Origin of the sequence: Sphingopyxis witflariensis (assembly GCF_002205635.1) — a bacterium.
GTDB lineage: Bacteria > Pseudomonadota > Alphaproteobacteria > Sphingomonadales > Sphingomonadaceae > Sphingopyxis > Sphingopyxis witflariensis.
The window spans coordinates 1-25,660 of sequence record NZ_NISJ01000018.1 but is presented as its reverse complement, the minus strand read 5'-3'; the positions used below and the strand labels follow the sequence as shown (position 1 = coordinate 25,660).

Annotated in this window: 19 protein-coding genes; 9 read left to right on the top strand and 10 right to left on the bottom strand. The window is 65.3% G+C overall.

The window, feature by feature from the left end:
- Positions 1–5: 5 nt before the first annotated feature.
- Positions 6–1,376 (bottom strand): aminotransferase-like domain-containing protein, encoded by a 1,371-nt coding sequence (locus tag CDQ91_RS19975; protein WP_144036836.1) that lies wholly within the window; start codon positions 1,374–1,376, stop codon positions 6–8.
- Positions 1,366–1,806 (bottom strand): DUF983 domain-containing protein, encoded by a 441-nt coding sequence (locus CDQ91_RS19970; protein WP_419722576.1) that lies wholly within the window; start codon positions 1,804–1,806, stop codon positions 1,366–1,368. Before CDQ91_RS19970 ends, CDQ91_RS19975 begins: the two co-directional genes overlap by 11 nt.
- Positions 1,807–2,120: 314 nt before the next feature.
- Between CDQ91_RS19970 and CDQ91_RS19965 the strand changes: the two genes are divergently transcribed.
- From CDQ91_RS19965 to CDQ91_RS19945, 5 genes are all read left to right on the top strand, one after another.
- Positions 2,121–3,566, top strand: coding sequence for an alginate export family protein (locus tag CDQ91_RS19965; RefSeq protein ID WP_144036835.1), 1,446 nt, complete (start codon positions 2,121–2,123; stop codon positions 3,564–3,566).
- 14 nt (positions 3,567–3,580) lie between these two features.
- Positions 3,581–5,323, top strand: a complete 1,743-nt coding sequence (locus tag CDQ91_RS19960) for an amidohydrolase (protein ID WP_088474464.1) — start codon at positions 3,581–3,583, stop codon at positions 5,321–5,323.
- Positions 5,324–5,402: 79 nt separating this feature from the next.
- Positions 5,403–6,722, top strand: a complete 1,320-nt coding sequence (locus tag CDQ91_RS19955; RefSeq protein ID WP_088474463.1) for a PAS domain-containing protein — start codon at positions 5,403–5,405, stop codon at positions 6,720–6,722.
- A gap of 165 nt (positions 6,723–6,887) precedes the next feature.
- Positions 6,888–11,609 (top strand): NAD-glutamate dehydrogenase, encoded by a 4,722-nt coding sequence (locus tag CDQ91_RS19950; RefSeq protein ID WP_174688531.1) that lies wholly within the window; start codon positions 6,888–6,890, stop codon positions 11,607–11,609.
- A gap of 127 nt (positions 11,610–11,736) precedes the next feature.
- Positions 11,737–12,594 carry an ATP-grasp domain-containing protein gene (locus CDQ91_RS19945; RefSeq protein WP_088474462.1) on the top strand — a complete coding sequence of 286 codons (858 nt, stop codon included), beginning with the start codon at positions 11,737–11,739 and terminating at the stop codon, positions 12,592–12,594.
- Here the strand turns inward: CDQ91_RS19945 and CDQ91_RS19940 are convergent.
- The 8 genes from CDQ91_RS19940 to CDQ91_RS19905 form a co-directional block, all read right to left on the bottom strand.
- Positions 12,591–12,827 carry a ribbon-helix-helix domain-containing protein gene (locus CDQ91_RS19940; RefSeq protein WP_088474461.1) on the bottom strand — a complete coding sequence of 79 codons (237 nt, stop codon included), beginning with the start codon at positions 12,825–12,827 and terminating at the stop codon, positions 12,591–12,593. The genes CDQ91_RS19945 and CDQ91_RS19940 overlap by 4 nt on opposite strands.
- Before the next feature lie 420 nt (positions 12,828–13,247).
- Positions 13,248–13,970 carry an acetoacetyl-CoA reductase gene (phbB, locus tag CDQ91_RS19935; protein WP_088474460.1) on the bottom strand — a complete coding sequence of 241 codons (723 nt, stop codon included), beginning with the start codon at positions 13,968–13,970 and terminating at the stop codon, positions 13,248–13,250.
- A gap of 103 nt (positions 13,971–14,073) precedes the next feature.
- On the bottom strand, positions 14,074–15,738 hold the full coding sequence (locus CDQ91_RS19930; RefSeq protein ID WP_088474459.1) for a DUF1963 domain-containing protein: 1,665 nt from the start codon (positions 15,736–15,738) through the stop codon (positions 14,074–14,076).
- Between the two features lie 95 nt (positions 15,739–15,833).
- Positions 15,834–16,832, bottom strand: coding sequence for a ferrochelatase (gene hemH, locus CDQ91_RS19925; RefSeq protein ID WP_088474458.1), 999 nt, complete (start codon positions 16,830–16,832; stop codon positions 15,834–15,836).
- On the bottom strand, positions 16,829–19,117 hold the full coding sequence (locus CDQ91_RS19920) for a xanthine dehydrogenase family protein molybdopterin-binding subunit (protein ID WP_088474457.1): 2,289 nt from the start codon (positions 19,115–19,117) through the stop codon (positions 16,829–16,831). Before CDQ91_RS19920 ends, hemH begins: the two co-directional genes overlap by 4 nt.
- A gap of 115 nt (positions 19,118–19,232) precedes the next feature.
- Entirely contained in the window at positions 19,233–19,829 is a 597-nt protein-coding gene (locus CDQ91_RS19915) for a hypothetical protein (RefSeq protein ID WP_237246077.1), read from the bottom strand.
- Positions 19,826–20,248 (bottom strand): CoA-binding protein, encoded by a 423-nt coding sequence (locus CDQ91_RS19910; protein WP_088474456.1) that lies wholly within the window; start codon positions 20,246–20,248, stop codon positions 19,826–19,828. Before CDQ91_RS19910 ends, CDQ91_RS19915 begins: the two co-directional genes overlap by 4 nt.
- A gap of 1 nt (position 20,249) precedes the next feature.
- A complete protein-coding gene (locus CDQ91_RS19905) occupies positions 20,250–21,242 on the bottom strand; it encodes an Mrp/NBP35 family ATP-binding protein (RefSeq protein ID WP_088474455.1) in 993 nt (330 codons plus the stop codon).
- 91 nt (positions 21,243–21,333) lie between these two features.
- Between CDQ91_RS19905 and hflK the strand changes: the two genes are divergently transcribed.
- From hflK to CDQ91_RS19885, 4 genes are all read left to right on the top strand, one after another.
- Positions 21,334–22,512 carry a protease modulator HflK gene (gene hflK / locus CDQ91_RS19900; protein WP_088474454.1) on the top strand — a complete coding sequence of 393 codons (1,179 nt, stop codon included), beginning with the start codon at positions 21,334–21,336 and terminating at the stop codon, positions 22,510–22,512.
- The gene (hflC, locus tag CDQ91_RS19895) at positions 22,512–23,363 is read left to right on the top strand and encodes a protease modulator HflC (RefSeq protein ID WP_088474453.1); all 852 of its coding nucleotides are present in this window, start codon (positions 22,512–22,514) and stop codon (positions 23,361–23,363) included. Before hflK ends, hflC begins: the two co-directional genes overlap by 1 nt.
- 125 nt (positions 23,364–23,488) lie before the next feature.
- Entirely contained in the window at positions 23,489–24,985 is a 1,497-nt protein-coding gene (locus tag CDQ91_RS19890) for a trypsin-like peptidase domain-containing protein (RefSeq protein WP_088474452.1), read from the top strand.
- A gap of 122 nt (positions 24,986–25,107) precedes the next feature.
- Positions 25,108–25,476, top strand: coding sequence for a VOC family protein (locus CDQ91_RS19885; RefSeq protein WP_088474470.1), 369 nt, complete (start codon positions 25,108–25,110; stop codon positions 25,474–25,476).
- Positions 25,477–25,660 lie beyond the last annotated feature (184 nt).

The following is a 25,660-nucleotide window of genomic DNA, read 5'->3' as shown; positions in this document are numbered from 1 at the left end:
CGGCGTCAGATCACCGGCGCGGCCTGTGCCGACGGCGACCGCAGATGGCGGTCGAGCGCGCGCAGGCCGCGGGTGAGCGCCGGGCGGTCGATGACGCCGCCGAGCGAGATGCGTAGCGCCTTGTCGTGCGCCTCGCTGGCCGCGAAGCGATCCGATGGCACCGCCGAGAGTCCGTCGAGGCTGAGCGAGGAAGCGACGATATCCGGATTGCTGTCGTCGGCGAGCGGCAACCACAGATGATATCCCTCGGGATGCGCCGAATAGGCGGCGTCGCCGAGGATGGTCCGGGCCAGCCGTTGCCGCCAAACCGCTTCGCTGCGCACGCCTGCGGCGAGCAGGTCGAAGCTGCCGTTGGAAAGCCAGAGCGACACCATCGCGGCATTGAGCGGGGGTGCCATCACGGCGCTTTCATGCTGGGTTGCTGCGAGTTCTACCGCCTCGACGGCGCCCGGCGCCCGGACAAAGGCGACACGCAGCGCGGGCGACAGGATTTTCGACATGCTGGCGATGTACCAGCCCATGCCGGGGGCGAAACTGGTGATCGGCGGCAATGGCACGTGCGGTAGCAGCCCATAGGCATCGTCCTCGATGATTTGAACGCCCGCGGTCTCGGCCCAGGCGCCGATCGCCGCTCTTTCCGCCGCCGCGATCGTCGCTGCGGTCGGGCTGTCGTTGGTGGGGACGACGTAAAGCGCACGCAGTGGCGCGGCGCGATGGGCATCGGCCAGCGCGTCGGCGCTGATCTGGCCCAGCGGGACCAGCGTGACGCCGATCCGCCGGGCGATGGAACGAAAGCCCGGATAGAGATGGCGGCCGCAAGCCACGCGATCGCCGGGCCGCAGGATCGCTGTCGCGATCGCATGCAGCGCATTCTGTCCGCCGGCGGTCACCAGCATTTGCTCGCTATCCGATGGCAGGCCCATTCGCGACAGCAGGCTGGCGCCGGCCTCGCGGTCGGCCGCTGCCCCGCCGGGGCGCTGATAATGGAATCGTGCCAATCCATCGTCGCGGACCAGCATATCCAGCGCTTCTGCCATGGCCCGCGGCAGGCGGCCGTCGGCGGGCATGGGCGGGCTGTTCATCGCGATGTCGGTCTGCCCCGCCGCCGCCGCCTCGCCATTTTTCGCCGTCGGGCTGATGAAGCTGCCGGCGCGTCCGCGCGCGACGATCAGGCCGCGCTGCCGTGCCAGATCATAGGCCTTGGTGACGGTGGTAAGGTCGATCCCGAGCGTTGCGGCAAGGTCGCGTTGCGGCGGCAGACGGTCGCCGTGGCGCAGCTCGCCGCGGGTCACCGCGGCGGCGATGGCGCTCGCGACGGCCTTATATTTGGGCCCCGCGATCGCGCCGATGTCGGGCAGCCATGTGTCAGTCGTCACGCCGTTCGTCCGCTTCCCGTTTTTCGCGCGCGTGGAGCTTGGCCCACAGATGCTCGGTCCCCGATTCCTGCGCCTTGTTCACATATTGCGATGCGACGAGCCAGCCCTTGATCGCGCGCAACGGCAGAACGCAGCCAAGGACCATCAACGGAATCGAAAACACCAGATGCACCCAGATCGGCGGATCATAGGCGATTTCCAGCCACAGGATCAGGAAGGTGAAAGGAAAGGCGACGATCATCTGCGAGAAGAAGGCCGGGCCGTCGTCGGGCGAGGCGAATTTATAGTCGAGCCCGCAATTGTCGCACTGCTTGGCAAGCTGAAGCCACGACCGGAACATATGCCCCTTGCCGCATTCGGGGCAAAGCCCCTGCCAGCCGGATTTGAGGATCCAGCGGAGTTTCTCGTTGCCCACATCATTCCGTATCACGCCTGCGACTCCATATATGCATGCAATGCCGCATACATAAAGAAAAATGGCCCAACAATCGATGGGAATTTTTGATGAAAAAAATCAATGATTTTCAATAATATAGAAGAAAGCTATGGAGAATGACATATTATGTATGGTATTTATTATAAATAATATCATGCAGAATATATGGAATTTTGTGCCGCTGGCGGGGGCGCGCTCCGGTGCGTCTATTGGCGCGGCAAATCGGTGCCGACGCTTGCCGGTCGCGTCAGCTATCCGGGGCATGGATGATCTGATAGGCTCTCGCTTCAAACAGGGGTTTGCGACTTATGCGCCAATCGACCTATCCCGCTTTGGCGGTTCTGTGGCTCGCGATCGCGGCGGGGGCTCCGGCCAAAGCGCAGGAAAATAAAGACCCTTTCCTGCTTGCCGAAACCGATGATCTTGAAGTGCGCGCGCGTGTCGAAGCCGGCCTTAACCTCGTCGCCGAACATAATCTCTTCTGGGAATTCGCGGAGACGGTCGCAGGCAACAGCGACTTTGATTCCAGTAGCCAATGGGCTGAATTTTATGTGAAGCCCGGCATCGCCTTTCAGTACCGGCCCGACGAGCGGACGAGTCTTTACGGCGCCGCGTCGGTCGTCGTCTCGACGACGGTGGGGATCGACGCCTTCGCCGCGGGCAACACGGGGCGAGCGACCGTCGAAGAGCTGTATCTGGGATTCCGGCGCGGCGACGAGAAGGGGACGCGGTTCGACGCCTCCTTTGGCGCGCGCGAGTGGAAGGCCGGGACCGGGATGCTGCTCTCCAACGGCGGATCGAACGGCTTTTCGCGCGGCGCGCTGAAGCTCGGCCCGCGCCGCGCCTGGCGGGTCGCGGGGCTGGTGACGGCGGCGAGTGGCGGGGTGCAGGGCACCGCTTTCTATCTCGACCCCAATGAAGCCCCCGACAATGACACCGGCACGCATATCGCGGGCGCCGACCTGCGCTACGACGCCAATAGCGGCAGCTTCATCGGGGTAACCATGGGCAAGGTGCTGAGCTCAAGCTCACCCTATCCGCAGGCCCCGCCGGGGGGCATCGGCGTCCCGAACTTCATCATCGGCGGGCGCGACGGCCTGCGCTTTCTTTCCGCCTATGGCCGGATCGCACCGACCGGCGGTCCGCTCGAAAATGCGTGGATCGGGCTCGACCTCGCGATCGAGCGCAACAAGCGGATCGACCTCAAGGCATGGGCCGGGCGCGCGCAGATCGGCTATGCTTTCGCGGGCCAGCCGTGGCGGCCGACGATCTCCTACGTCTATCAGACCTTCTCGGGCGATGATCCCGATACGCCTGAACTCGAACGCTTTGACCCGCTCTATTATGAGGGCAATCCCAGCGCCTGGTCGACGGGGACGAAATCGTCGATGATGTTCATCAACTCGAACGTCAACGCGCACCAACTGGTGCTGAGCGTCGCGCCGAGCGCGCGCGATACGATCACCCTGCGCGGGGCGCGGATCGGCGCCAATAAATTGCGCAGCCCGATCCAGTTCGGTCAGGCGACCCGCGTCGAGTTTGAGGATGGGATTGCCCAGCCTATCACCGGGGTGACGCGCAAGCATCTCTCGGACGACGTCTATCTCGAATATCGGCGCATCATGACGCCCAACGTCTATCTCACCGTCGGCGTTTCGCTCTCGTCGCCGGGGAAGGGGGTCGATTCCATCTCGAACGACGTCACCGCGCCGATCTGGACCGGCGGCTTCGCCAATATGGTCGTCAACTTCTGATAAGGGAATAAGCCATGGCCTGGACCGACGCCGCCATCGATCGCCGCATGCTGCTCGCGCAGGGCGGCCTCGCCGCCGGTCTTCTCGCGACGGGCGGGCGCGTCATGGCACAGGATGCGGGAACCGCGACGGTCTTTCACGGTGGGTCGATCCTGACGATGGAGGATGTGGCGCCCAGCGTCGAAGCGATCGCGGTGCGCAATGGTTTGATCATCGCCGCCGGTACGCTCGACGCCGCCAATTCCGCTGCCGGTCGCGGCGCGAAGCGTTTCGACCTTCAGGGGCGGACGCTGCTCCCCGGTTTCTTCGACCCGCACGGCCATGTCGTGATGGTCGGGCTGCAGGCGCGCTACGCCAATCTGCTGCCCGCCCCTGACGGCGAGGGCGATTCAATCCCGTCGCTCCAGCAAATCACCCGCTTATGGATGCGCAAACATGCCGATCTGGTGCGCAAGACCCAGTTGGTGATCGGTTTCGGCTATGATGATTCGCAGCTGCGCGAACAGCGCCATCCGACCCGCGCCGAACTCGACGCAATCTCGAAAGATGTGCCGATCCTGTTCCTGCATCAGTCGAGCCATATGGGGTCGGTGAACAGCGCCGCGCTCGCCGCCGCGAAGATCAGCGCCGCGACCCCCGATCCCGACGGCGGCGTCTATCGCCGCGAGCCGGGGTCGAAGGAGCCGAACGGCGTGCTCGAGGAATCGGCGCTGTTCGCGATGATGGGCGTGCTCTTCACCCGCCTCGACGCGCAGGCGAATATGGAGATGATCCGCGAGGGCGCGGCTTTTTATGCGAGCTTTGGCTATACCACCTGTCAGGACGGGCGGTCGTCGACCGATACGTGCAAGCTGATCGCAGCGGTTGCGGCGCAGGGCGGATTGCCGATCGACGTCTTGTCCTTCCCCGACATTTTGACCTCGACCGATGCGATGGAACTCCCATCCTATCGCCGCGACTATGCCGGCCGCTTCCGCATCGGCGGGGTCAAGCTGACGATCGACGGATCGCCGCAGGCGAAGACCGCGTGGATGTCGCAGCCCTATTATATCCCGCCCGAGGGGCAGTCGGCGGCCTATGCCGGTTATCCCGCAATCACCGAGAAGCAGGCGATGGATTTGGTCGACCTCGCCTTTGCCCAGGGCTGGCAGATTCAGGTCCACGCCAATGGCGACGCTGCGGTCGACATGCTGATCGCCGCAGTGCGCGAGGCGACGAAAAAGCATGGCGCCGCCGACCGGCGCCCGGTACTGATCCACGGTCAGGTCACCCGCGAGGATCAGGTCGATCAACTGAAGGCACTCGGCATCGTGCCGTCCTTCTTTCCGATGCACACCTTCTATTGGGGCGACTGGCACCGCGACTCGGTGCTCGGGCCGCGGCGCGCCGAGAATATTTCGCCGTGCGGCTGGGCGCTCCGGCGCGGGATGCGCTTTACCTCGCACCATGACGCCCCGGTCGCGCATCCCAATGCGTTGCGCGTGCTGTCGGCAACCGTCACCCGCCGCACGCGGTCGGGCGATATTTTGGGCGCCGATCAGCGCGTCCCGGTCGATGTCGCGCTGAAGGCGATGACCCTGTGGGCGGCGTGGCAGCATTTTGAGGATGACCGCAAGGGATCGCTCGCCCCCGGCAAGCTCGCCGACCTGACCATCCTGTCGGACAATCCGATGACGATCGACCCCGACCGGCTGGCGAACATCAGCGTCACCAACACCTTCAAGGAAGGGCGGTCGGTCACCGGCGGTTCGGCATAGGCCGTTCCGGCATCGTTTACGGCGCTTTTACCACTTCCAGTGCATGACATGCCGATATGTTTGCGACTGGGGATAGATGATGGACAGCATGCGCGGACTGCTTTCGAGCAGCCACGACCAGGATGACGGGGCAATCGACGCGCCGCCGGTCGTCGGCGTCGATGAACGCCGGATGCAGGTTCGGGCCTATAATTACTGGGCTTCGCTGCTCGCGGACCGCGCCTATCCGTCGGTCGAGGACCTCGATCTCGACCATGCGGGCGACTTCGGCCCGCATTCGGTCTTGCTCGATTTTACCGCCGGGGTCGAAAATCCTGCCATCGCCTTTGTCGGCGAGCGGTTACGCGCCGAATCGCAGATCGATGAAGATGTCCATTATATCAACCAGATACCGGGGCGGTCCCTGCTCTCGCGGCTGACCGATCATTATCTTCAGATTATCGCCAACCGCGCGCCGATCGGTTTCGAGGCCGAGTTCGTCAACGATAGCGGCGTGACGATCATGTATCGCGGCATCCTGCTGCCCTTTTCGTCCGATGACGACACGATCGATTTCATCATGGGCGTCATCAACTGGAAGGAAGCGGCGCCCGCCGACGAATCCGACGCGCTTCAGCTGTCGGTCGAACAGGCGCTGCGCAGCGCGACGCCGCTGACCGCTCCGGTCCCGGTGTGGGCCGACGGCCCCGACTCGGGGCATCTCGACGAGGAGGCTAAACCCGGCTTTGCCGCGCTCGGCGATGGCGACGATGCGATTCTCGATCTGGCGACCGACGAAGACGTCAAATTGCTTGATGACGATGCCGAACTCGCCGATTGGCTGGCGCTGGCGCGCGAAACCGCCGATCGCGCGATGACCGCCGACAGCCGCAGCCGCAGCGCGCTCTATCAGGCGGTGGGCAAGGCATGGGATTTCGCGCTGGTCGCCGAAGTCCAGCCCGACGCTTTCGCCGCGCTGCTCGACGACGCCGGGCTGACGGTGCAGGACCGCGCCCCGATGACGCCGGTGGTCAAGCTGGTGTTCGGCGCCACTTACGACAAGACGCGCCTCGCCGAATATGCCTGCGTCCTCGGTCATGCCAGGGATGAAGGCGTCGGTCGCGGGGCGCTGGCCGCCTATCTCGATCATTATCCCGGCGGGCTCAAAAAGCTGGTCAAGGATGTGCGCGCGCGTCGTAAGCCGGCGGATGAGGAAAATGCCGACGCGAAGCTCGACGCCTTGCGCCGCGCACACCCCGCGGTGATCCTCGAACATGAGGCTGGCGACGCCGAATTCGTCGTGCTGATCGCGCGGGTCATGCCCGGCGGCCATATCGGTATCGTCGCGAAGGCGGCCGACGATGTGGCGCTGGTCGCGAAGCTGGCGCGCAAGGCCGTCCCGATCGCTCCGGGCGGCTGACAGCGTTCGCGCAACAGACAATCCGAAAGTTGAAATAATTTTACGCGGAAGCGCGAACGAGCCCTTGAGCCGCGCGCGCCACGGGCGCATAGGGTGACGTAGCGAACGGGCCCCCGCCGATCGTCGGCAGAGGTCCGCCATTTCTGGTTCGGGATGCTGCACCTCATGCCTCAAAATAAGTCCGATATTTCGGAACTCGACACACAAACCCCCTCCACCGTCAAAGTGCCCGCGAAAATTGCCGCTGCCTATCTGGCTGCGCTGCATGGCAGCGCGCTGCCGGGCGAGGGCGACGATATGGACAAGGCGGCGCTGGCCGACGCAGCGCAGTTCGCCGCGCGTGCCTCGCTGCACCGCGACGCCGGAACGCCGTCGCTGCTGCTCGAACCGATGGCCGCCGACGGCACCGACCGCCGCATGCGGCTGGTGATTATCAATGACGACATGCCTTTCCTTGTCGATTCGACGTCGCAGGTTGTTGCAGCGCAGGGCCTTGCCGTGCACCGTATCCTTCATCCCGTCGTCGCGACCAAGCGCGACGCCAAGGGCGATTTGCAGGAAGCCGACGCCGCCCAAAAGGGCAGCGAGGGCCGCGAATCGGTCATCTACATGGAACTGGAGCGCGGCGACGCCCGCGCCCGGCGGCGCCTGCTCGACGCGATCGAGGATGCGCTGCGCGACGTGCGCGCGGCGGTCCGCGACTGGCGTGCGATGCGCGCCGCGATGCTCGCCGACGCCGCGATGCGGGTCGAGGGTGAAGCGGCTGAATTGCTGCGCTGGTTCGAAGGCGGGGCGATGACCCAGCTCGGCCATGAATGGCGGACACGCGACGGACAGGTGCATGATTCGCTGGGGATCAGCGACAGCAGCAAAGGACAATTGCTCTCGCCCGCGGCGCTCACGGCGGCGTTCGAATGGTTTGATCGGGGTGGTGCTGCGCCGCTGCTGATCAAATCGAACCGTCTGTCGGCGGTGCATCGCCGCGTCTTGCTCGATCTGGTTGTCGTCCCCGAAATGAAGGGCAAGACCGTCGAGCGGCTGTCGATCCATGCCGGACTGTGGACCAGCGCCGCGCTGTCGACCCCGCCCGCCAAGGTGCCGGTGCTGCGCGCGCAACTCGATGCGCTGATGACCAAATTCGGCTTCGATCCCGCGGGCCATGCGGGCAAGGCGCTATCGCATGCGCTCACCGCGCTGCCGCATGACTTGTTGATCGCGTTCGATTCGGCGTCGCTCGAGGAACTGGTGCTGACCTCGATGTCGATCACCGATCGGCCGCGGCCGAAGCTGGTGATGGTGCGCAGCGCGCTCGGGCGTCACCTGTTCGCCTTTGTCTGGTTGCCGCGCGACGAAGTATCGACCGGACGCCGCATCGCGGTCGAGGCGCTGCTGGTGCGCGAGGCGCACGCCGGTGTCATCGGCTGGACGATGGTGCTCGAGGATGGTGGTGCAGCCTTGCTCCGCTTCACGCTCGACCTGCGCGTCGGCGGCGTGGTTCCCGATACCGAAACGCTCAATCATCAGCTCGAACAAATGGTGCGTGGTTGGCAGCCCGAGGTGGAGGGGGCGCTGGCAAGACAGGGCGATCCCGGCCGCGCCGCGGCGCTCGCCGCGCGTTTCGCGCCGCTCTTCCCCGCCAATTACCGCAATCTTTATAATCCCGAGGAAGCTGCGCGCGATATTTTGCGCCTGCGCGACCTCGACGCCGACAAGCCCCGCAGCGTGCGGCTCGCGCGTACCAGCCTCGACGGTGATGACCGTCTGCGGCTGAAAGTCTATAGCGCGGTGGGACCGCTGGCATTGTCCGACGTCGTCCCTGCACTTGAACATTTCGGTTTCGAAGTGCTCGAGGAAATTCCGACGACGCTCGGTGCCGGGCGTCCGGTGGACAGCGGCGGTGAAGGCGCCGAACCGCCGATCGTCATCCATGATTTCTCGCTGCGCCTGCCCGCATCGGTCGATGAGCTGGCGCTGATTCCCTATACCGAGGTGATCGAGGGTGCGATCGTCGCGGTGCTTGACGGCACCGCCGAAAATGACGCGTTCAACGAACTGGTGTTGGTCACGCAGACCGATCCGCAGGCGATCGTCTGGCTGCGCGCCTGGTTCCGCTATATGCGCCAGGGCGGGTCGAGCTATGGTCTCGACACGGTGGTCGCGGCGCTGCGCCACGCCCCCGCGCTGACCCATGCGCTGATCGAGCGCTTCCGTGCGCTCCACGATCCGGCGTCGCATGACGCCGACCGCGCCGCGTCTCTCGACGCCGAAATGCAGGCGGGCTTCGCCGCGATCAAATCGATCGACGACGACCGCATCCTGCGCCTGTTCCACGCCGTCATCGGCGCGACGTTGCGCACCAATGCTTTCGCTCCCGCGGCCGAAGAGGCGCTGGCGTTCAAGATCGACTCGAGCCTCGTCCCCGGTCTGCCCAAGCCGCTGCCATGGCGCGAAGTGTGGGTGTATAGTCCGCGCGTCGAGGGCACCCATTTGCGCGCCGGTCCGGTCGCGCGTGGCGGGCTGCGCTGGTCCGATCGCCGCGACGACTTCCGCACCGAAATTCTGGGGCTGATGAAAGCCCAGCGCGTGAAGAATGCCGTCATCGTTCCGACCGGCGCAAAGGGCGGCTTCTATCCCAAGGCGCTGCCCGATGCGTCGATCGACCGCGATGCCTGGTTTGCCGAGGGGAAGGAATGTTATCGCATCTTCATCCGCTCGCTGCTGTCGATCACCGACAATCTGGTCGCAGGCAAGGTCGTGCATCCCAAGGGCGTGGTGATCCACGACGGCGACGATCCCTATTTCGTCGTCGCCGCCGACAAGGGCACCGCGACCTTCTCCGACGTTGCCAATGCGCTCGCGATGGAGCGCGACTTCTGGCTCGGCGATGCCTTCGCCAGCGGCGGCTCATATGGCTATGACCATAAGGGCATGGGCATCACCGCGCGCGGCGCGTGGATGTCGGTGCAGCGCCACTTCGCCGAAATGGGCGTCGACGTGCAGAGTGACGCGGTTCGCGTCGTCGGCTGCGGCGACATGTCGGGTGACGTGTTCGGCAACGGCATGCTGCTGTCGAAGACGATCCAGCTCGTCGCGGCGTTCGATCATCGTCACATCTTCCTCGACCCCAATCCCGATGCAGCGAAAAGCTGGGCCGAGCGTGACCGGATGTTCAAGCTGCCGCGCTCGAGCTGGGACGATTATGACAAGAAGCTGATCTCGAAGGGCGGCGGGGTTTTCCCGCGCAGCCAGAAGAGCATCCCGCTGACCGCCGAAGTGAAGGCCGCGCTTGGCCTGACGGTCGACGAGATCGATCCGGTCTCGCTGATTTCGGCGATCCTGAAGGCGCCGGCGGACCTCCTCTGGTTCGGCGGTATCGGAACCTATGTGAAGGCGGCGAGCCAGAATAATGCCGAGGTCGGCGATCCCGCCAACGACGCGCTGCGCGTCGATGCTGAGGATCTGCGCGTCCGCGCGGTGGGCGAGGGCGCCAATCTGGGTGTCACCCAGGCCGCGCGCATCGCCTTCTCGATGAAGGGCGGCCGGATCAACACCGACTTCATCGACAATAGCGCGGGCGTCGACTGCTCGGATAATGAGGTCAATATCAAGATCGCGCTCAACCGCGAAGTGATCGAAGGCCGTCTGGCGGAGAGTGATCGAAACGAACTGCTCATCCGAATGACCGACGATGTCTCGGCGCTGGTGCTCGAGGATAACCGCTTGCAGGCGCTCGCGCTGTCGATCGCCGAAAAGGGCGGAGCGGCGGCGGTGCCGTCGCTGGTGCGGATCATGGAGACGTTCGAGGCATCGGGCCGGCTCGACCGCAAGGTCGAGGGGCTGGCGGCCAATGACGAACTGCTGCGCCGCGCCGCCGAAGGGCGTGGGCTGACGCGGCCCGAGCTCGCGGTGCTGCTCTCGACCGCGAAGCTCGCGTTGCAGGATGCGATCGAGGCGAGCGACCTTCCCGACGATCCGGCGCTCGCGTCCGATCTCGCGGCAGCGTTTCCGACCGAGATGCAGCGCGACTTCGCAGGTGCGATCGCCGACCACCAACTGCGGCGTGAAATTATCGCGACCAAGATCGCCAACCGCATCATCAACCGCATGGGCGTCGTCCATCCGTTTGAGCTGGTCGAAGAGGAAGGCTGTGCGCTCGGCGACGTCGCCGCTGCCTTTGTCGCGGTCGAACGCTTGCTCGAGATGAAGGATTTGTGGAGCGCGCTCGACGCGGCGAAGATCGACGAGGCCATCCGCCTGTCGCTCTTCACTCAGGCGTCGTCGGCGATGACCTCGCAAATGGCCGACCTGTTGCGCGTCGGGCCGACCCCCGCGCAGCCGGGGCCGCTCGTCGCTCGCCTCGAACCCGGTGTCGACCGCCTGATGACCGGCGTCGACGCGCTGCTCAGCCCCTCGGTCAAGCGCCAGTGGGACATGCTGAGCCAGCAATTGCTCGATGCGGGGGCGCCCGAGGCGCTGACCGCCGCAGTCGTCCGTCTGTTCAAGACCGATGGCGCGATCGGCATCGTCGACCTCGCCGAACGGCGCGGTGACGACGAGATTGCGGTGACCCACGCCTTCACCCATTTGGGCGAGGCGTTGGGGCTCGATTGGGCGCAGACGCTCGCGGCGCATATGAGCCCCGCCGATCCGTGGGAGCGCTTGCTGGTCAACAGCCTCGCGCGCGATTTCCAACAGATGCGGCTGGGTTTCCTTGGTCAGTTGCCCAAGGGTGATCTCGACGCGGCGGTGACCAAATGGCTGGCCGAGCACGCCCCGCGCGTCGCGCAATTCCGCGCGACGGTCGAACGCGCCCGCACGATCCCGAACCCCAATGGTGCGATGCTCTCGCACATTGCGGGGCAGGCGCGCGGGCTGCTGGGGCGGTAAACATCATCGTCATTGCGAGCGAAGCGAAGCAACCCAGAGCGGTTTATCCCGCCCTGGATTGCCACGTCGCCCCGGATCAAGCCCGGGGTTCCTCGCAATGACGGTTTGAAGAAGGCGATCGAAATCCATGCCGTACCAGCCGCGCGTCGCGATTCTCGTGCCGGCGCCAGACTATTCTGAAAACTGGCGCCCGGCCTTCGCGCGCAAGGCGGCGGCGCTGACCACCGCTGGGCTGGTGGTCGAGCAGCGGACGTGGACCGACCCCGGCGACCTTGCGGGCTATGAGTTGATTCTGCCGCTCTTCGCGTGGGGCTATCAGCGCGACGTCGCGCGCTGGTACGCACTGCTCGACCGGCTGCAGGCCGAAGCGCTGCCGGTTGCCAATCCCGTGCCGGTCCTGCGCTGGAACAGCGACAAGGCCTATCTCGCCGAACTCGGCGCGGCGGGCGTTGCGGTGGTGCCGACGGTCGAGGTCGCCGCGCTTGACGATGCGGCGCTGGCGGACGCGCGCGTGGTGCTGGGCGCCGAAGAGGTTGTCATCAAGCCCGCCATCTCGGGCGGCGCCGACGGCACCCATCGCATCGCGCCGGGCGATGCAATCCCGGCCGATGCACAGGGCCAACGGCGGCTCGTCCAGCCGCTGATGCCGGGCATTTTGACCGAGGGCGAATATTCGCTCTTCTTCTTTGCCGGCAGGTTCAGCCACGCGATCGTCAAGCGCCCCGCGTCGGGCGATTTTCGCGTGCAGGAACAATTCGGCGGGCGAGAGATGCCATGGGACGCGAGCGAAGCCGCGCGTCGGCTGGCGACGGCAGCGCTCGCGGCCGCCCCTGCGCCGCCGGTCTATGCGCGCGTTGACATGGTCGGCGACGCGGCAGGCAAGCTGCACATCATGGAACTCGAACTGATCGAGCCCTCGCTTTTCCTGCATCATGCGCCCGACAAGGGATCCGCTTTCGGGCACGCGGTTTACGCCGCGATCTAGTCCCCGCGACGACGCCACAACCATTGCCGGATCGCCGAGGTCAGGTTCGGCGGATCGCCGGCCTCCATCCGCTCGACATCGATCCGCGCCACGAGCGCGTTTACGGGCAGCGCCTGCCGCGCGGCTTCGGCCTCCAGTGCATCCCAGAATATCGGCTCGAGGCTGATCGATGTCGGATGACCCGCGATGGTCACCGATCGTTTGACCGGGGGGTGGAGGGGATTGTCCGCCATCCGCCCTCTTTGCCGGTCGCAGCGGATGAAGTCGAGCCGCGCCGATAGAATGACGCCGCCCCCACACCCTTCGTCACCCCGGACTTGGTCCGGGGTCCCGCTTTTTCTCGCGCTACGCCAAGCCGAAAATTGGTGCTTTCCTACATTATTCCGCCGTGCAACCCTCGCTCCGGCTCTTTCGCTTCGTTGATACTCCTCCCCCGGCCGGGCAGCCTGAAACCGTCCGACGCTGAAAGTGACAAAGGAGATAGTTTCGCGATGTTCGCTCGTCTCTTTTGTCTCTTTTGTCACTTTCAGTCCGGCCTGAGTATGTCGAAGTGGCCGCTCAAGGCACGAAATGGATGCGCGCGTGCACGACCTTAGTGACTTTAACGGTGATCTTGGCGCTGCCACCGGCAAAGGCAACGCCGCCTGCCGTCCTCAGTACATATGCTGCCCGCCGTTGATCGACATCGTCGAACCGGTAACGAACCCCGCATTCTCGCTGCACAAAAACGCGACGCCGCGCGCGATTTCGTCGGCCTGACCCAATCGCCCGACCGGGATCTTCGCCACGATCTTCTCCAATACCTGCGGCGGCACCGCAGCGACCATGTCGGTGTCGATATAGCCCGGCGCAATCGCGTTCACCGTCACACCCTTTTTGGCGCCTTCCTGCGCCAGCGCCTTGGTAAAACCATGGATACCCGATTTGGCGGCGGCATAATTGACCTGGCCATATTGGCCGGCCTGGCCGTTGATCGATCCGATATTGACGATGCGGCCCCATCCGCGCTCGACCATGCCGCCAAAGGTCGCTTTGGCCATGTTGAAGCAGCCACCCAGGTTGACGCGCATCACATCGTCCCAGTCGCCATAGCTCATCCGCGCGAGGGTGCCGTCGCGGGTTATGCCGGCGTTATTGACCACTATGTCGATCGGGCCAAACTCTTCGGCGATGCGCGCGCAGCTATCGAGGCACGCCTGATGGTCGCCGACATCCCATTTCGCGGCGGCGATGCCGGTGCGTTCGGTGAAGGCGCGCGCCTTGTCGTCATTGCCGCCATAATTGGCGACGACGGTGACCCCGGCTTCCTGCAATTTGAGGCTGATCGCCTCCCCGATGCCGCGAGTTCCACCAGTAACGATTGCAACGCGTGTCATAAATCAAGCTCTCCCACCGAGTTGTCGCGTCCAGACTAGGGCGCGCTGCCGGGCGCCGCAAGTTGACCGAAACGTCAATCGCAAAGCTGTTCGAAGACGAGGGTCAGGTGCCGAATTGGGCGAGCGGTCGGTCGAAACGGCCCATGGCAAGGTCGGCCTTGCGCAGGACGAGAGCAAGCCGATCGGCGTCGCCGAACGCCCACCCCATGAGCGCGCTCGAGGGCAGGCCGATCAAGGTCGCGTGCGTTTCAAAATGGGCGTCCGGGGGATTGCCGATGCTGCCGACGTCGCGCGCCGCAAGTTCGCGGCACCAGGGTTCGACGACCGCGCGTGCGGCGTCGGAAAGCGCGTCCGGATCGGCCGCATAGGTGCGCCGCGCACGGTCGAACCAGACATTGTGATAATCATGAACCCATAACGGTGCATCGGGATGATGCTGTGTCAGCGCCAGCGTCTGGCTTTCGATCCGCTCGGCGCCGGGGCGGCCTTCGGGGTCGGGGCCGCGATGGACTTTGGTCCAGCGGATTGCACGGATCGCCTCCATGACCGCTGCCGCGTCGCTTCGCGAGAAGGCAGCTTTGCGCGCGCTGTCGCGGATGATCGCAATAATTTCCTCGGCGCGGGCGCGGGCATCGCGGTTCGTTGCCGCCGCGGCTTCGGTCGCATCGACGAGTTCGCCGAGCGACGCGCGCATATTTTCGAGTTCCCCGCGGTCCATCGGATCACCGCCACCGGCATCAAATGTGGCGAGACGGTGTTCGACATGGGCGAGCTGCGCCGCGATCGGCGACGCGCTGTCGACATCGCGCCAGAAGCGCTCGATGCGCATGGCAAGTATCTCGGCAAGCGCGACCATCAGGTCCCAGTCAAAGGGATGGAAGGCGGGATCCGCGATGTCATAGCCTGTGCGATAGAAGCGATCGCCGGGGGTCTCGTCCGCGATTTCGGCGTCGCGTGGGTCGGCGTCGCCGCGACGCACCGCGACCAGATCGACCGGCCAAGCGGGGATACCCGATTGGCTGAAAGGTTTGAGATCGCCAAAATGCAGCGCGCCGCGCGGGGTGAACCAATGTTCGGCGTCGTCCTGCGGGCGCGGCGGATCGATGGGCTCGTCCGGGTCGGCGACCGCGATCATGGCCACGTCACCGTCGCGTGGATGGGTGAAAACGGCAAAGGCGCCGCTGCGCGGACCAAGCCCGTCCCAAAGGTCGCGTGGGAGGTCGGCGAAGCTGATCTGGGCGATAAAGGCCGCCGGGATTTCGCGAATCTCGGGCCAGGCCATGCCGCGATCGAGGCGCGGACGCCCGCCCAGCCAGCTTGTCGGATGCGCCGTATCGCGTGGCGGAATTTGCGGAACGAGGCGAACCACGACCGCGCCCGTGTCGCCGGGTTCGATCCGATCGGCCTCTTGTTCGACCTGTGCGACGATCGTTTCGAGCATCTGCTCGACCTCGCGCGCCGCGGACGGCGCGGGCGGTTCGGCGACGAGGAGGTCGGCAACGGTTTCGGGTGCGGCCTCGGCCGCGCCGGCAAGCGGCGTTTTCCCACTGATGCGGGCGAGGCGCGCGGCCGAGATTTCTATCGGTGCTTCCATCGCGCGGTTCCGGCGTGGCAGGCTGATTTCGCGGGGCAGGCGGGAGGTGCCGGCGCGCTTTGGCTGCCCCGGCGTGGCGGCATTGCGGCGCCAGCGCGACACCAGAAAGACGAGGAGCAGGAAGGCGAGCGTCACCCCGGCGAGCGTCAGGGCTGCCGACTGGATCTGGCTCATTGCGACTCCTCATGTCTTCGCAGGGGGCCCCTTGGCTTTCCCGCGTGACCGGCAGTCTAAACAAAGGTCCTAAACAGGAGGTAACCGGGGAGGGGTCAAAGCCATCCGGCGAGTTCGCGGCGGATCAGCGTTTCGAGCATCTTTTGCCCCGGCGCGCCGTCGTTAAGGCAGGGCAAATAGGCGAATTGGGTGCCGCCCGCGATGGTGAATTGTTCCTTGCCGCGAATCGCCAGTTCTTCGAGCGTTTCGAGGCAGTCGGCGGCGAAGCCGGGGGCGAAGATCGCGACACTTTGACCCGCCTTGCCAAGGTCGGTGAGGACGGCATCGGTTGCGGGCTCGAGCCATTTGGCGCGGCCAAAGCGCGACTGGAAGGCGACGTCGACCGGCCGACCGAGTGCTTCGGAGAGCAGCCGGGCGGTCTTGCGGCACTGGCAATGATAGGGGTCGCCAAGGTGCAACGTGCGTTCGGGCATGCCGTGAAAGCTCGCAAGCAGCACATCGGGGACGAAATCGAGCGTCGCGAGGCCCGCCTCGATCGAAGTTTTTAGTGCGCCGATATAGGCGGCATCGTCATGATAGGGCGGCACAAAGCGCAGCGCGGGTTGCCAGCGCAGCGTCGCGAGGTGCGCGTTCACTGCATCGACGACGGTCGCGGTCGTCGCGCCGCAATATTGCGGATAGAGCGGCGCGACGAGGATGCGCCGGCACCCCGCCGCAATCATCGTGTCGAGCGTTTTGCCGATCGCGGGCTCGCCATAGCGCATCGCATGCGCGACCATCATATCATCGCCGAATGTGGCCTGCAGCGTGTCGGCCTGCGCACGGGTAATCACCGCGAGCGGCGATCCGGCATCGGTCCAGACCTGCTGATAGGCGTGCGCCGATTTCTTTGGCCGGGTGGTCAGAATGATCCCGCGCAGGATCGGCTGCCACAGGATTGGCGGGATTTCGACGACGCGGCGGTCCGACAGGAATTCGGCCAGATATTTGCGCACCGATGGTGCATCGGGCGCGTCGGGGGTGCCCAGATTGACCAGCAGAACGCCGACGCGCGGCGCCGCTACGGGTGAATGTGACGGAGGAAGGCTGCTCATACTGGATGTCCGGACAATGGAATACGGCGGATGCGGCGGCCGGTCGCGGCGAACATCGCATTGGCGATCGCGGGCGCGACGACGGGCACCCCGATTTCGCCGAGCGCGCCGGGATCGCGGTCGCTGTCGATAAATTCGACCAATATCTGCGGGCATTGGGACAGGCGCGGCAGGCCGAGCTGGCCAAGCTTGCGCGCGGTCGCGACCCCGCCTTCATAGTCGGTCGTTGCCCCGACGGCGGCGGCGAGGCCGAAGATCAGCCCGCCTTCAATCTGCTGCCGCGCGATCGCGGGGTTCACGAGGCGTCCGGCATCGACGACGGCGACGAGTTGTTCGACTTGCAGCCCCTTGTCGCTTTGCCGCGCCGTCGCCATCAGCGCGATATGGCTGCCGCGCATCGAATGGCAGGCGAGTCCCTGCGTGGTGCCCGACAGCCCACCTTCCCAGCCGCCGAGGCTGGTCGCGGTGAGCAGGCAGCGCGCGAGCAAGGGGGCTTTGCCGAGCATCGCCATGCGATAGGAGAGCGCGTCGGTTCCGCCGCGCGCCGCCATTTCGTCGATGAAACATTCGGTAAAAAAGGCGGTGTAGCTGTCGGCATTGCCGCGCCAGCGCCCCGTCGGCAGGCCGATATCGGCGGGGCAATGATCGACCGCGACATGGGGGATGGCGTAGATGTTCGCCGCACCCTCGACCGCCGCCGCGTCGGCCTTGCCCGCGGCGGCGCGCTGGGCGACGTCGGCGGGTGTGTTGTCGAACAGCCGGTCGCGAAATTCATGGTTGGTCGACGGGACGGCAATGCGCGCGACGAGCGCGTCGATCCCGCCCGCTGCGTTGAGCGTCGCGGTCATCCGCGCGCGCGCCGGCGCGCGGGGCAGGTCGCGCATGATTTCCTCGGCGCGCGACCAGGCGAGCTGGACCGGACGCCTTACCTGCCGCGCGATGATCGCCGCCTGCACCGCGACGCTATGGTCGAGGCAGGCGTCGAATGATCCGCCCGCCATCATCGGGAACAGAGTGACCATTGATTCGGGAAGCCCGGTCGCGCGTGCGATCGCGGCGCAGCACTGGGCGGGGGCCTGCGTTGCGACCCAGACACGTACGCGCTCGCCATCGAGCGCGGCGGTAGCGGTGCGCGTTTCGATCGGCGCGTGGAGCGCGGGGGCGACGGCATATTCGGCGGCGATTTTCGTGCGTCCTTCCATCGCGTCGGCGACATCGCCTTCGCTGACGATGCGATACGCATCTTCCTTCAGCGCAGCCTTCAGTGCCTTGTCGATGCCGTCGCTCGAAACCGGTGTGCCGGCGGTCTCGAAAACCGGCGCGAAGCGGTCGAGCGCGCGGTTGGCCGCCCACCAGTTGCGTGCGACCGTGGCCAACCAGCGTTCGTGCTGGACGATGTGGAGCAGGCCGGGGGATTGCATCCCGGCCTTGCGGTCGAGGCTTTTCAGCCGCGTCGCGCCGAGCGGGCCTTGACGGATCGCCGCGAAGACCATGTCGGGAAGGCGGATGTCGCCGGCATAATTGGCCGACCCGTCGATCTTGGCGGGAAGGTCGAGCCGGGTCAGTTCCTTGCCGTACAGCGGGTCGGCGCTGTTGGAGCGATAGACGGGTTCGGCAGGCGGTTCGAGCAACGCCGCCGCCGCCGCGACCTCGGCGAAGCGCAGCTTTTTGGCGCCGAAGGTGACGAAGCCGTCCTGCGTGTCGCAGTCTTCCCAATTGGCGTCCCAGCGCCTGGCCGCCGCCATCATGAGTAGCACGCGTGCCTGCGCCGCGGCCGCACGGCACGGCTCCTCGAACATTTGCACCGACGAGCCGTTCGCAGTGAGCATCACGGCGTTGCGCACCGCCCATTCACGCCGCGCCCAGCTGCGCACGTCGGACACGAAATCGGGAACCCCGGTGCGCGGAGTGAAGGTTGTGCTATCCGCATCGACGAGCAGCGTGTTGGTATAGAGTGGGCTGATCGGAGCGGTTTCGACCGCGATGGTGCGCCAGTCGGCGCCGAGTTCGTCGGCCATGATCTGCGGCAGCAGCGTGGTGACGCCTTGGCCCATTTCGCATTGCGGAACGATTGCGCTGATATGGCCGTCGTCGCCGATCTTGAGGAAGGCGTTGAAAATATGCTCATCGGGCGCGGCGGTCAGATTGGGCTGATAATCGCGCGGCCATATGCTCCATGCCAGCGCGAGGCCGCCCGCGGCGGTCGCGCCGACCAGCATCGCGCGGCGGCTGACATGCGGCAGGCGCGATTTATCTTTTCCCACTGTGTCGCGAATGCCGGCCATCGCCGACGCTGATAATCGGCGCGAGTCGTGAGGGCAAAGGCTTTCGCGCTACAGTCTGGCGTGGCGCCCTTCATCACCGTCATTGCGAGCGAAGCGAAGCAATGACGGGCGAGGTTCACCAGCCCCAGGGCGCAGGTGGCGGGGTAACCGGACGGCCATAATCGAAGGCGACGCGGAAATGCCGGCCTTCGCGGTTCAGGCCATAGGTGAAACCGTCGGCGGTGGTTTCGACCGACCAGATATTGCTGTTCGAAACGCTGCGCCCGGTCGCGGTGAACATCGCGATCGATTCGGCATCGACGGGAAAGCTCTGGCGCGTCGCGCTGCCGGAATCGGTGGTGTCGCCGCCATAAAATGTCACCGCATCAGCGCTGCCGTCGGCATGGCGATGGTCGTGCTTCAGGCGCAGCCCGGTGGCAGTGCGGGTGATGATCCAGGTGCGCGAGCGGTCCCAGCCGCCATCGGGGCCGAGCCCGTCGATGTGGAAAGGAATTTCGATGCGGTCGGCGGTGCAATGCCGGATGTGCATCACCATCGCCTTGCCGCGCATCTCGGCGTCGGCGTCCTGATCGCTGGCGAGCACACCGGCATAGGCCTGGCCGCAGCGCGCCGAGAGCGCGGCGAAGAAGGCGTCCTGCGGGTTGGCGGGGGCGGGCATGGTTGCGCAGCCCGCAAGCATCGTCGTGGTCAGCAGAGCGAGAGCGGTCTTCACCGCAGCAGGCCCAGACGCGGAATCTCGACCATCGGGCAGCGGTCCATCACCACCGTCAGCCCGGCGGCATCGGCGCGCTTCGCTGCGGCGTCGTTGACGACGCCCATCTGCATCCACACCGCCTTTGCGCCATGGACGATCGCTTCATCGACCGCGGTTCCGGCGTCGTCGCTGTTGCGGAAAATATCGACCAGTTCGGCGGGCGGCTCGACATTGGCGAGGGTCGCGACGACGGGCGCGCCGTGTATCGTCTGGCCAGCGTGGCCGGGGTTGACCGCGATCACGTCATGGCCCTGGGCGATGAGGAAAGCCAAGACTTCGTTGGAGGCGCGCGCCGGGTTGGGCGAGGCGCCGACCACCGCGATGCGGCGCGGGCTTGCCAGCAGTTCGCGGATTTCGCTTTCGTCGTTGATCGCCATCCTATTTCCCCTGTTTGCGTGCCTCGAGCCAGTCGGCGACCTTCGCCGCTATCGCATGGAACGGCTCGCCCGTCGGGTCGGTTCCGGCGGCAGGCGGAACGCCACCATCGCTTGCGAGGCGGATGCCCATCGACAGCGGCACGCGGCCGAGGAAGTCGAGCTTCATCGTCTTTGCCGCGGCTTCGGCCCCGCCGGAGCCGAATGGGTCGCTGACCTCGCCGCAATGCGGACAGGCGTATCCCGCCATATTCTCGACGAGCCCGATGATCGGCACATCGGCCTGATCGAACAGGCTGATCGCGCGCGTCGCATCCATCAGCGCGAGGTCCTGCGGGGTCGACACGATCACCGCGCCCGCGGGCTTGTGCTTCTGAATCATCGTCAGCTGGACGTCGCCGGTGCCGGGGGGCAGGTCGACGACCAGCGTGTCGATATCGCCCCAGCTCGCGTCGACGAGCTGTTCGAGCGCCTTGCCGGCCATGGGGCCGCGCCATGCGATCGCCTGTCCGGGCGCCGCGATCTGGCCGGTCGAGAGCATCGGCACGCCATAGGCGTTGGGGACGGGGACCAGTTTTGAGCCGCGGGATTCGGGCTTCACGCCCTCGCTGTCCATCAGCCGCGGCTGCGAGGGGCCGTAGATGTCGGCGTCGACCAGCCCGACCTTCACGCCGCGGCGGAGAAGCGCGACCGCGAGATTGGCGGCGAGGGTCGATTTGCCGACCCCGCCCTTGCCGCTGCCGACCGCGATGAGGGTCATCGTCTTTTTCTCGGCGGTCATCGCGATGCGGACCTCCTGAACCCCCGCTTCGGCGAGAAGACCGGCGCGCAGCCTATCTTCGAGCGGTTTGCGGTCTTCGGCGGCGATGCCGGTGACGTCGAGGACGACAGCGAGCGTGCCGGCGTCGTCGAGGAGGCGAAGTCCCGAGCTTCGTCCGTCGCTGAGGTTGGCGGCGGCGGCGGTCAGGCGGGCGATGTCAGCGTCGGGATTGGTCATGCCCAGCGCAGATAGGCATCGCGGGGGCTATTGCCAGCCATTTTCGCTTGCCCCCCTGTTAATCGCGCTCGCCGACCTTATAAAAGCATCCATGAGCAATAAAAGTGAAGGCAGCATGGGACGCCGCGCCCCGGGGGGATTGCGGCGATTTTTCGGGACGATGAGTCCGATGGCGAACAGCCCGTGGGGCAGCGGCCCCGGCAAGGGCGGCGGCCAAGGCGGCGGCGATGGTGACGGCGGCGACAAACGCCCCGGCCCGCGTAACCCCTGGGTGACCCCCGATCCGATTGACATCAATCGCGCGCGCAAGCCGCGCGGTCCCTCGGCGCTCGACGAACTGCTGCGCAAAGGGCGCGGCGGTTTCGGCGGCGGCGGTTCGGGCGGCAGCGGTGGCGGTAGTGGGCTGAACCTGCCCGAATCGGCGCGGCTTTGGAAATGGGGCGTCCTCGCGGCGGTCGTCATCTGGGTTTTGTTTTCGTCTTTCCATATCGTTCCGCCCGAAAAGGAAGGCGTCGTCACGCGCCTCGGCAGCTATTCGCGCACCGTCGGCCCGGGCGTCAAAATCACCTGGCCGGCGCCGCTTGAGCGTATCCGTCTGGAAGACGTGCGTGCGATCCGCACGATGGCGATCGGTTCGCCCAATGCGACCGACGAGAATTTCGTGCTGACCCGCGATCAGAGCATCGTCGACCTCGCCTATGAGGTGCGCTGGTCGGTGCGCGATCCCGAGCTGTTCTTCTTCCAGCTCGCCGATCCCGAAGGGACGATCCGCGAAGTCGCCGAAAGCGCGATGCGCGCGACGGTCGCGAACTTCGACCTCGTCCAGGCGATCGGCCCGGGCCGCGTCGAGATTGAGGCGCAGGTGCAGGTGCGCATGCAGGAACTGCTCAACCAGTATCGCGCCGGTGTGATGATCCAGGGCATTGCGATCCGTCAGGTCGATCCGCCGAAGCAGGTCGATGAGGCTTTCAAGGAAGTCACCGCGGCGCGTCAGGAACGCGAATCGGCGATCAACCTTGCGCGTGCCTATGAGCAGCAGGTGCTCGAACGCGCCCGCGGCGACACCTCGGCCTTCGACAAGATTTATGAACAATATAGGCTCGCGCCGGGTGTGACCAAGCAGCGGCTTTATTATGAAACGATGGAGAATGTATTGTCGAACGTCGACAAGACGATCGTCGAGGCGCGCGGGGTGACCCCCTATCTGCCGCTCAACGAGGTGCAGAAGCGCGTCGCCGCGCCCACCGAAGCCACGAAGGGAGGCCAGTGATGTTCCAGTCGCTTTTCCGCCACCCGATGCGCCTGCTCTTCGCATTCGTCGCGCTGCTCGTGATCCTGTCGTCGACCCTCGCGATCGTCCCCGAAGACAAGCAGGCGCTGATCCTGCGCTTCGGTGAGATCAAGGGCACGGTCAATATGTACAAAAAGGGCGAGCAGTTCGGTGAGTCCGGCGCCGGTCTCGTCATGCGCATGCCCTTCGTCGACGGCATCCAGTATATCGACAAGCGCATATTGGGCGTGAACATGGAGCGCCAGCAGGTGCTCTCGACCGACCAGCAGCGTTTGCAGGTCGATGCCTTCGCGCGCTTCCGCATCACCAATCCGGTGCGCATGTACACTGCGATCCGCACCGAGGATAAGTTGCAGGCCCAGCTTGCGACGATCCTGGGTTCATCGCTGCGCAACGAACTCGGCAAGCGCACCTTCGCCACTTTGCTCTCGCCCGAACGCGGCGCGGTGATGGACAATATCCAGATCGCGCTGAACCGCGAGGCGCAGAAATATGGCGCCGAGATCATCGACGTGCGGATCAAGCGCGCCGACCTGCCCGAAGGCGCGACGCTTGAGGCGGCATATAATCGAATGCGGACCGCGCGTCAGCAGGAAGCGATCTCGATCCGTGCCGAAGGGCAGAAGGAAGCTCAGATCATCCGCGGCGGCGCCGACGGCGAGGCGGCACGCATCTATGCCGCCAGTTTCGGCAAGGACCCCGACTTCTATGATTTCTATCGTGCGATGCAGAGCTATCGCCAGACCTTCCTGGGTGAGAATAATCAGGGCGGAACGTCGATCATCATGTCGGCGGACAATGAATATCTAAGGCGTTTCAAGGGCAATTGACCACTGGACGGCGAATGAACAAGGTGAACGCTTTCCGTTCATGTTCAATCGCCGTTCAGCATCGGACCAGCAGACAACCGCCGCCGGGGCCGTGAGGTTTTCGTAAGAGAAAAGGATTTGCGATCGTGCGTTATGTATATGGCATCACTTCGGCCTTGCTGGTGGGTGGCACCGCACTCGCGCTCGTCACTCAATCGCCCGTCGGCGCGCAGGTCGCGCAGAATGAGAAGAGCGAGATCGCCAAGGTCGTTCCGCGCTCTGGCGCGCCCGAAAGCTTCGCCGACCTCGTCGAGCAGCTCCAACCTGCCGTGGTCAATATTTCGACCAAGCAGGAAGTCACGCTGGGCGTCCGGCTCAATCCCTTTGCCGGGACGCGCGAGCCGATCACGCAGGAACAGCAGGGCGGCGGCTCGGGATTCCTGATCTCGACCGACGGCTATATCGTTACCAACAATCACGTCATCTCGGGCGGTCCGCGCGGTGAAGCGGTGAACCAGGTCACGGTGACGCTGACCAACCAGAAGGAATATCGCGCAACGATCGTCGGCCGCGATGTCGCATCCGATCTCGCGCTGCTGAAAATCGACGCGACCGGGCTGCCGTTCGTCAAATTCGCCGACAGCAGCACCGCGCGCGTCGGCGACTGGGTGGTTGCGATCGGCAACCCGCTCGGCCTCGGTTCGACCGTGACCGCGGGGATCATCTCGGCGGTTCAGCGCAACCTCGGCCAGGGCGGCGCCTATGACCGCTATATCCAGACCGATACCGCGATCAACCGCGGCAACTCGGGCGGCCCGCTGTTCGATCTGCAGGGCAATGTCGTCGGCATCAACAATATGCTGATCTCGCCCGTCGGGGCGAACATCGGGGTCAATTTCGCGATCCCCGCCGATGCGGCGATCCCGGTGATTGAATCGCTGCGTTCGGGTGCGAAGATCGAGCGCGGCTATCTGGGCATCGGCATCGCGCCGGTCGACGAGGATCTGGCCGCGGCGCTCGGCCTCGCGAAAGATCGCGGCGAGTTTGTCCAGCGTGTCGAACCCGCGCAGGCAGGCGAGAAGGCCGGGCTGAAGCGCGGCGACGTCGTGACCAAGGTCAATGGCAAGGACGTCACGCCGCAGCAGACGCTGTCGTACATCGTGTCGAACACCAAGCCCGGCACGCGCATTCCGCTCGAGGTCATGCGCGATGGCAAGGCGATCACGCTCTATGCCGTCGTTGGCACGCGTCCGCCCGAGGAAGAGTTGGCGGGCAACAACTTCGATCCCGAAGAAGAACAGACGATGCCGGAAGATCCGACCGGCACCGCCGACAAGGTCGTTCAGGACGAGCTGGGCCTTGCCGTGCAGCCGCTGACGTCGGACATTGCGCGCTCGATCGGCGTCGATGCCGGCTCCAAGGGGCTGGTGATCGGTGCGGCGTCGGCGAGCAGCGATGCTGGCCGCAAGGGCCTGCGCCGCGGCGACGTGATCCTCAGCGCCAACCGGACCCCGGTGACGTCGAGCGATGCGCTCGCGAAGATCGTCACCGATGCCAAGAAGGCGGGCCGCGATGCGGTGCTGCTCGAAATCCTGCGCCGCGGTGGTCCGTCGGCTTTCATCGCGGTGCGCGTCAAGAAATAATCGCCCGCGTTTCATGCCTGGAAAAAGGGCGCCGCGACCTTCGGGTGCGGCGCCCTTTTTCTTTGCGCTGCAGGCGCGTTGTTCCTATTATGTTCCAGCAATCGCGAGTCGGGAGAGATATGATGATCGGATATGTAACGCTGGGCACCAATGATCTGGCGAAGGCGGCGCCCTTCTATGACGCGCTCGCCGCCGAACTGGGTGTGCCGCGGATGATGGACTATGACGGATTCATCGCGTGGGGCAAAGCCGACGGCGGCGCAGGGATCGGGTTGACCAAGCCGTTCGATGGCAATCCGGCGAGCGTCGGCAATGGCGTGATGGTCGCACTGGCGGCGAAGGACAAGGAACAGGTTCAGCGGCTTTACGACATCGCGCTGGCGCATGGCGGGACGTGCGAAGGCCCTCCCGGACTGCGCGGTGAAGGCTTTTACGCCGGCTATTTCCGCGACCTCGACGGCAACAAGCTCAACGCCTTCATCATGGGATAGACGGATCGAGGCCGGTGTCGACTGTTGGGTATGAAGTCGCCACAGTTTCTCTCTCTTTGGCCTGCTGCCGGTTTGATGGACGCCGAGATAAGTTCATTCAGGCTACCCCAGCTTCACGTTCGAAGTCGATGGGACTGAGGTAACCCAGGGTCGAGTGACGCCGGGTCGGGTTGTAGAAGCATTC

Excerpts from the sequence above, each read along its gene's own strand:
- CDQ91_RS19965 (WP_144036835.1), top strand. The coding sequence starts at position 2,121 with ATGCGCCAATCGACCTATCCCGCTTTGGCGGTTCTGTGGCTCGCGATC.
- CDQ91_RS19960 (WP_088474464.1), top strand. The coding sequence starts at position 3,581 with ATGGCCTGGACCGACGCCGCCATCGATCGCCGCATGCTGCTCGCGCAG.
- CDQ91_RS19955 (WP_088474463.1), top strand. The coding sequence starts at position 5,403 with ATGGACAGCATGCGCGGACTGCTTTCGAGCAGCCACGACCAGGATGAC.
- CDQ91_RS19950 (WP_174688531.1), top strand. The coding sequence starts at position 6,888 with ATGCCTCAAAATAAGTCCGATATTTCGGAACTCGACACACAAACCCCC.
- CDQ91_RS19945 (WP_088474462.1), top strand. The coding sequence starts at position 11,737 with ATGCCGTACCAGCCGCGCGTCGCGATTCTCGTGCCGGCGCCAGACTAT.
- CDQ91_RS19940 (WP_088474461.1), bottom strand. The coding sequence starts at position 12,827 with ATGGCGGACAATCCCCTCCACCCCCCGGTCAAACGATCGGTGACCATC.
- phbB (WP_088474460.1), bottom strand. The coding sequence starts at position 13,970 with ATGACACGCGTTGCAATCGTTACTGGTGGAACTCGCGGCATCGGGGAG.
- CDQ91_RS19930 (WP_088474459.1), bottom strand. The coding sequence starts at position 15,738 with ATGAGCCAGATCCAGTCGGCAGCCCTGACGCTCGCCGGGGTGACGCTC.
- hemH (WP_088474458.1), bottom strand. The coding sequence starts at position 16,832 with ATGAGCAGCCTTCCTCCGTCACATTCACCCGTAGCGGCGCCGCGCGTC.
- CDQ91_RS19920 (WP_088474457.1), bottom strand. The coding sequence starts at position 19,117 with ATGGCCGGCATTCGCGACACAGTGGGAAAAGATAAATCGCGCCTGCCG.
- CDQ91_RS19910 (WP_088474456.1), bottom strand. The coding sequence starts at position 20,248 with ATGGCGATCAACGACGAAAGCGAAATCCGCGAACTGCTGGCAAGCCCG.
- CDQ91_RS19905 (WP_088474455.1), bottom strand. The coding sequence starts at position 21,242 with ATGACCAATCCCGACGCTGACATCGCCCGCCTGACCGCCGCCGCCGCC.
- hflK (WP_088474454.1), top strand. The coding sequence starts at position 21,334 with ATGAGCAATAAAAGTGAAGGCAGCATGGGACGCCGCGCCCCGGGGGGA.
- hflC (WP_088474453.1), top strand. The coding sequence starts at position 22,512 with ATGTTCCAGTCGCTTTTCCGCCACCCGATGCGCCTGCTCTTCGCATTC.
- CDQ91_RS19885 (WP_088474470.1), top strand. The coding sequence starts at position 25,108 with ATGATCGGATATGTAACGCTGGGCACCAATGATCTGGCGAAGGCGGCG.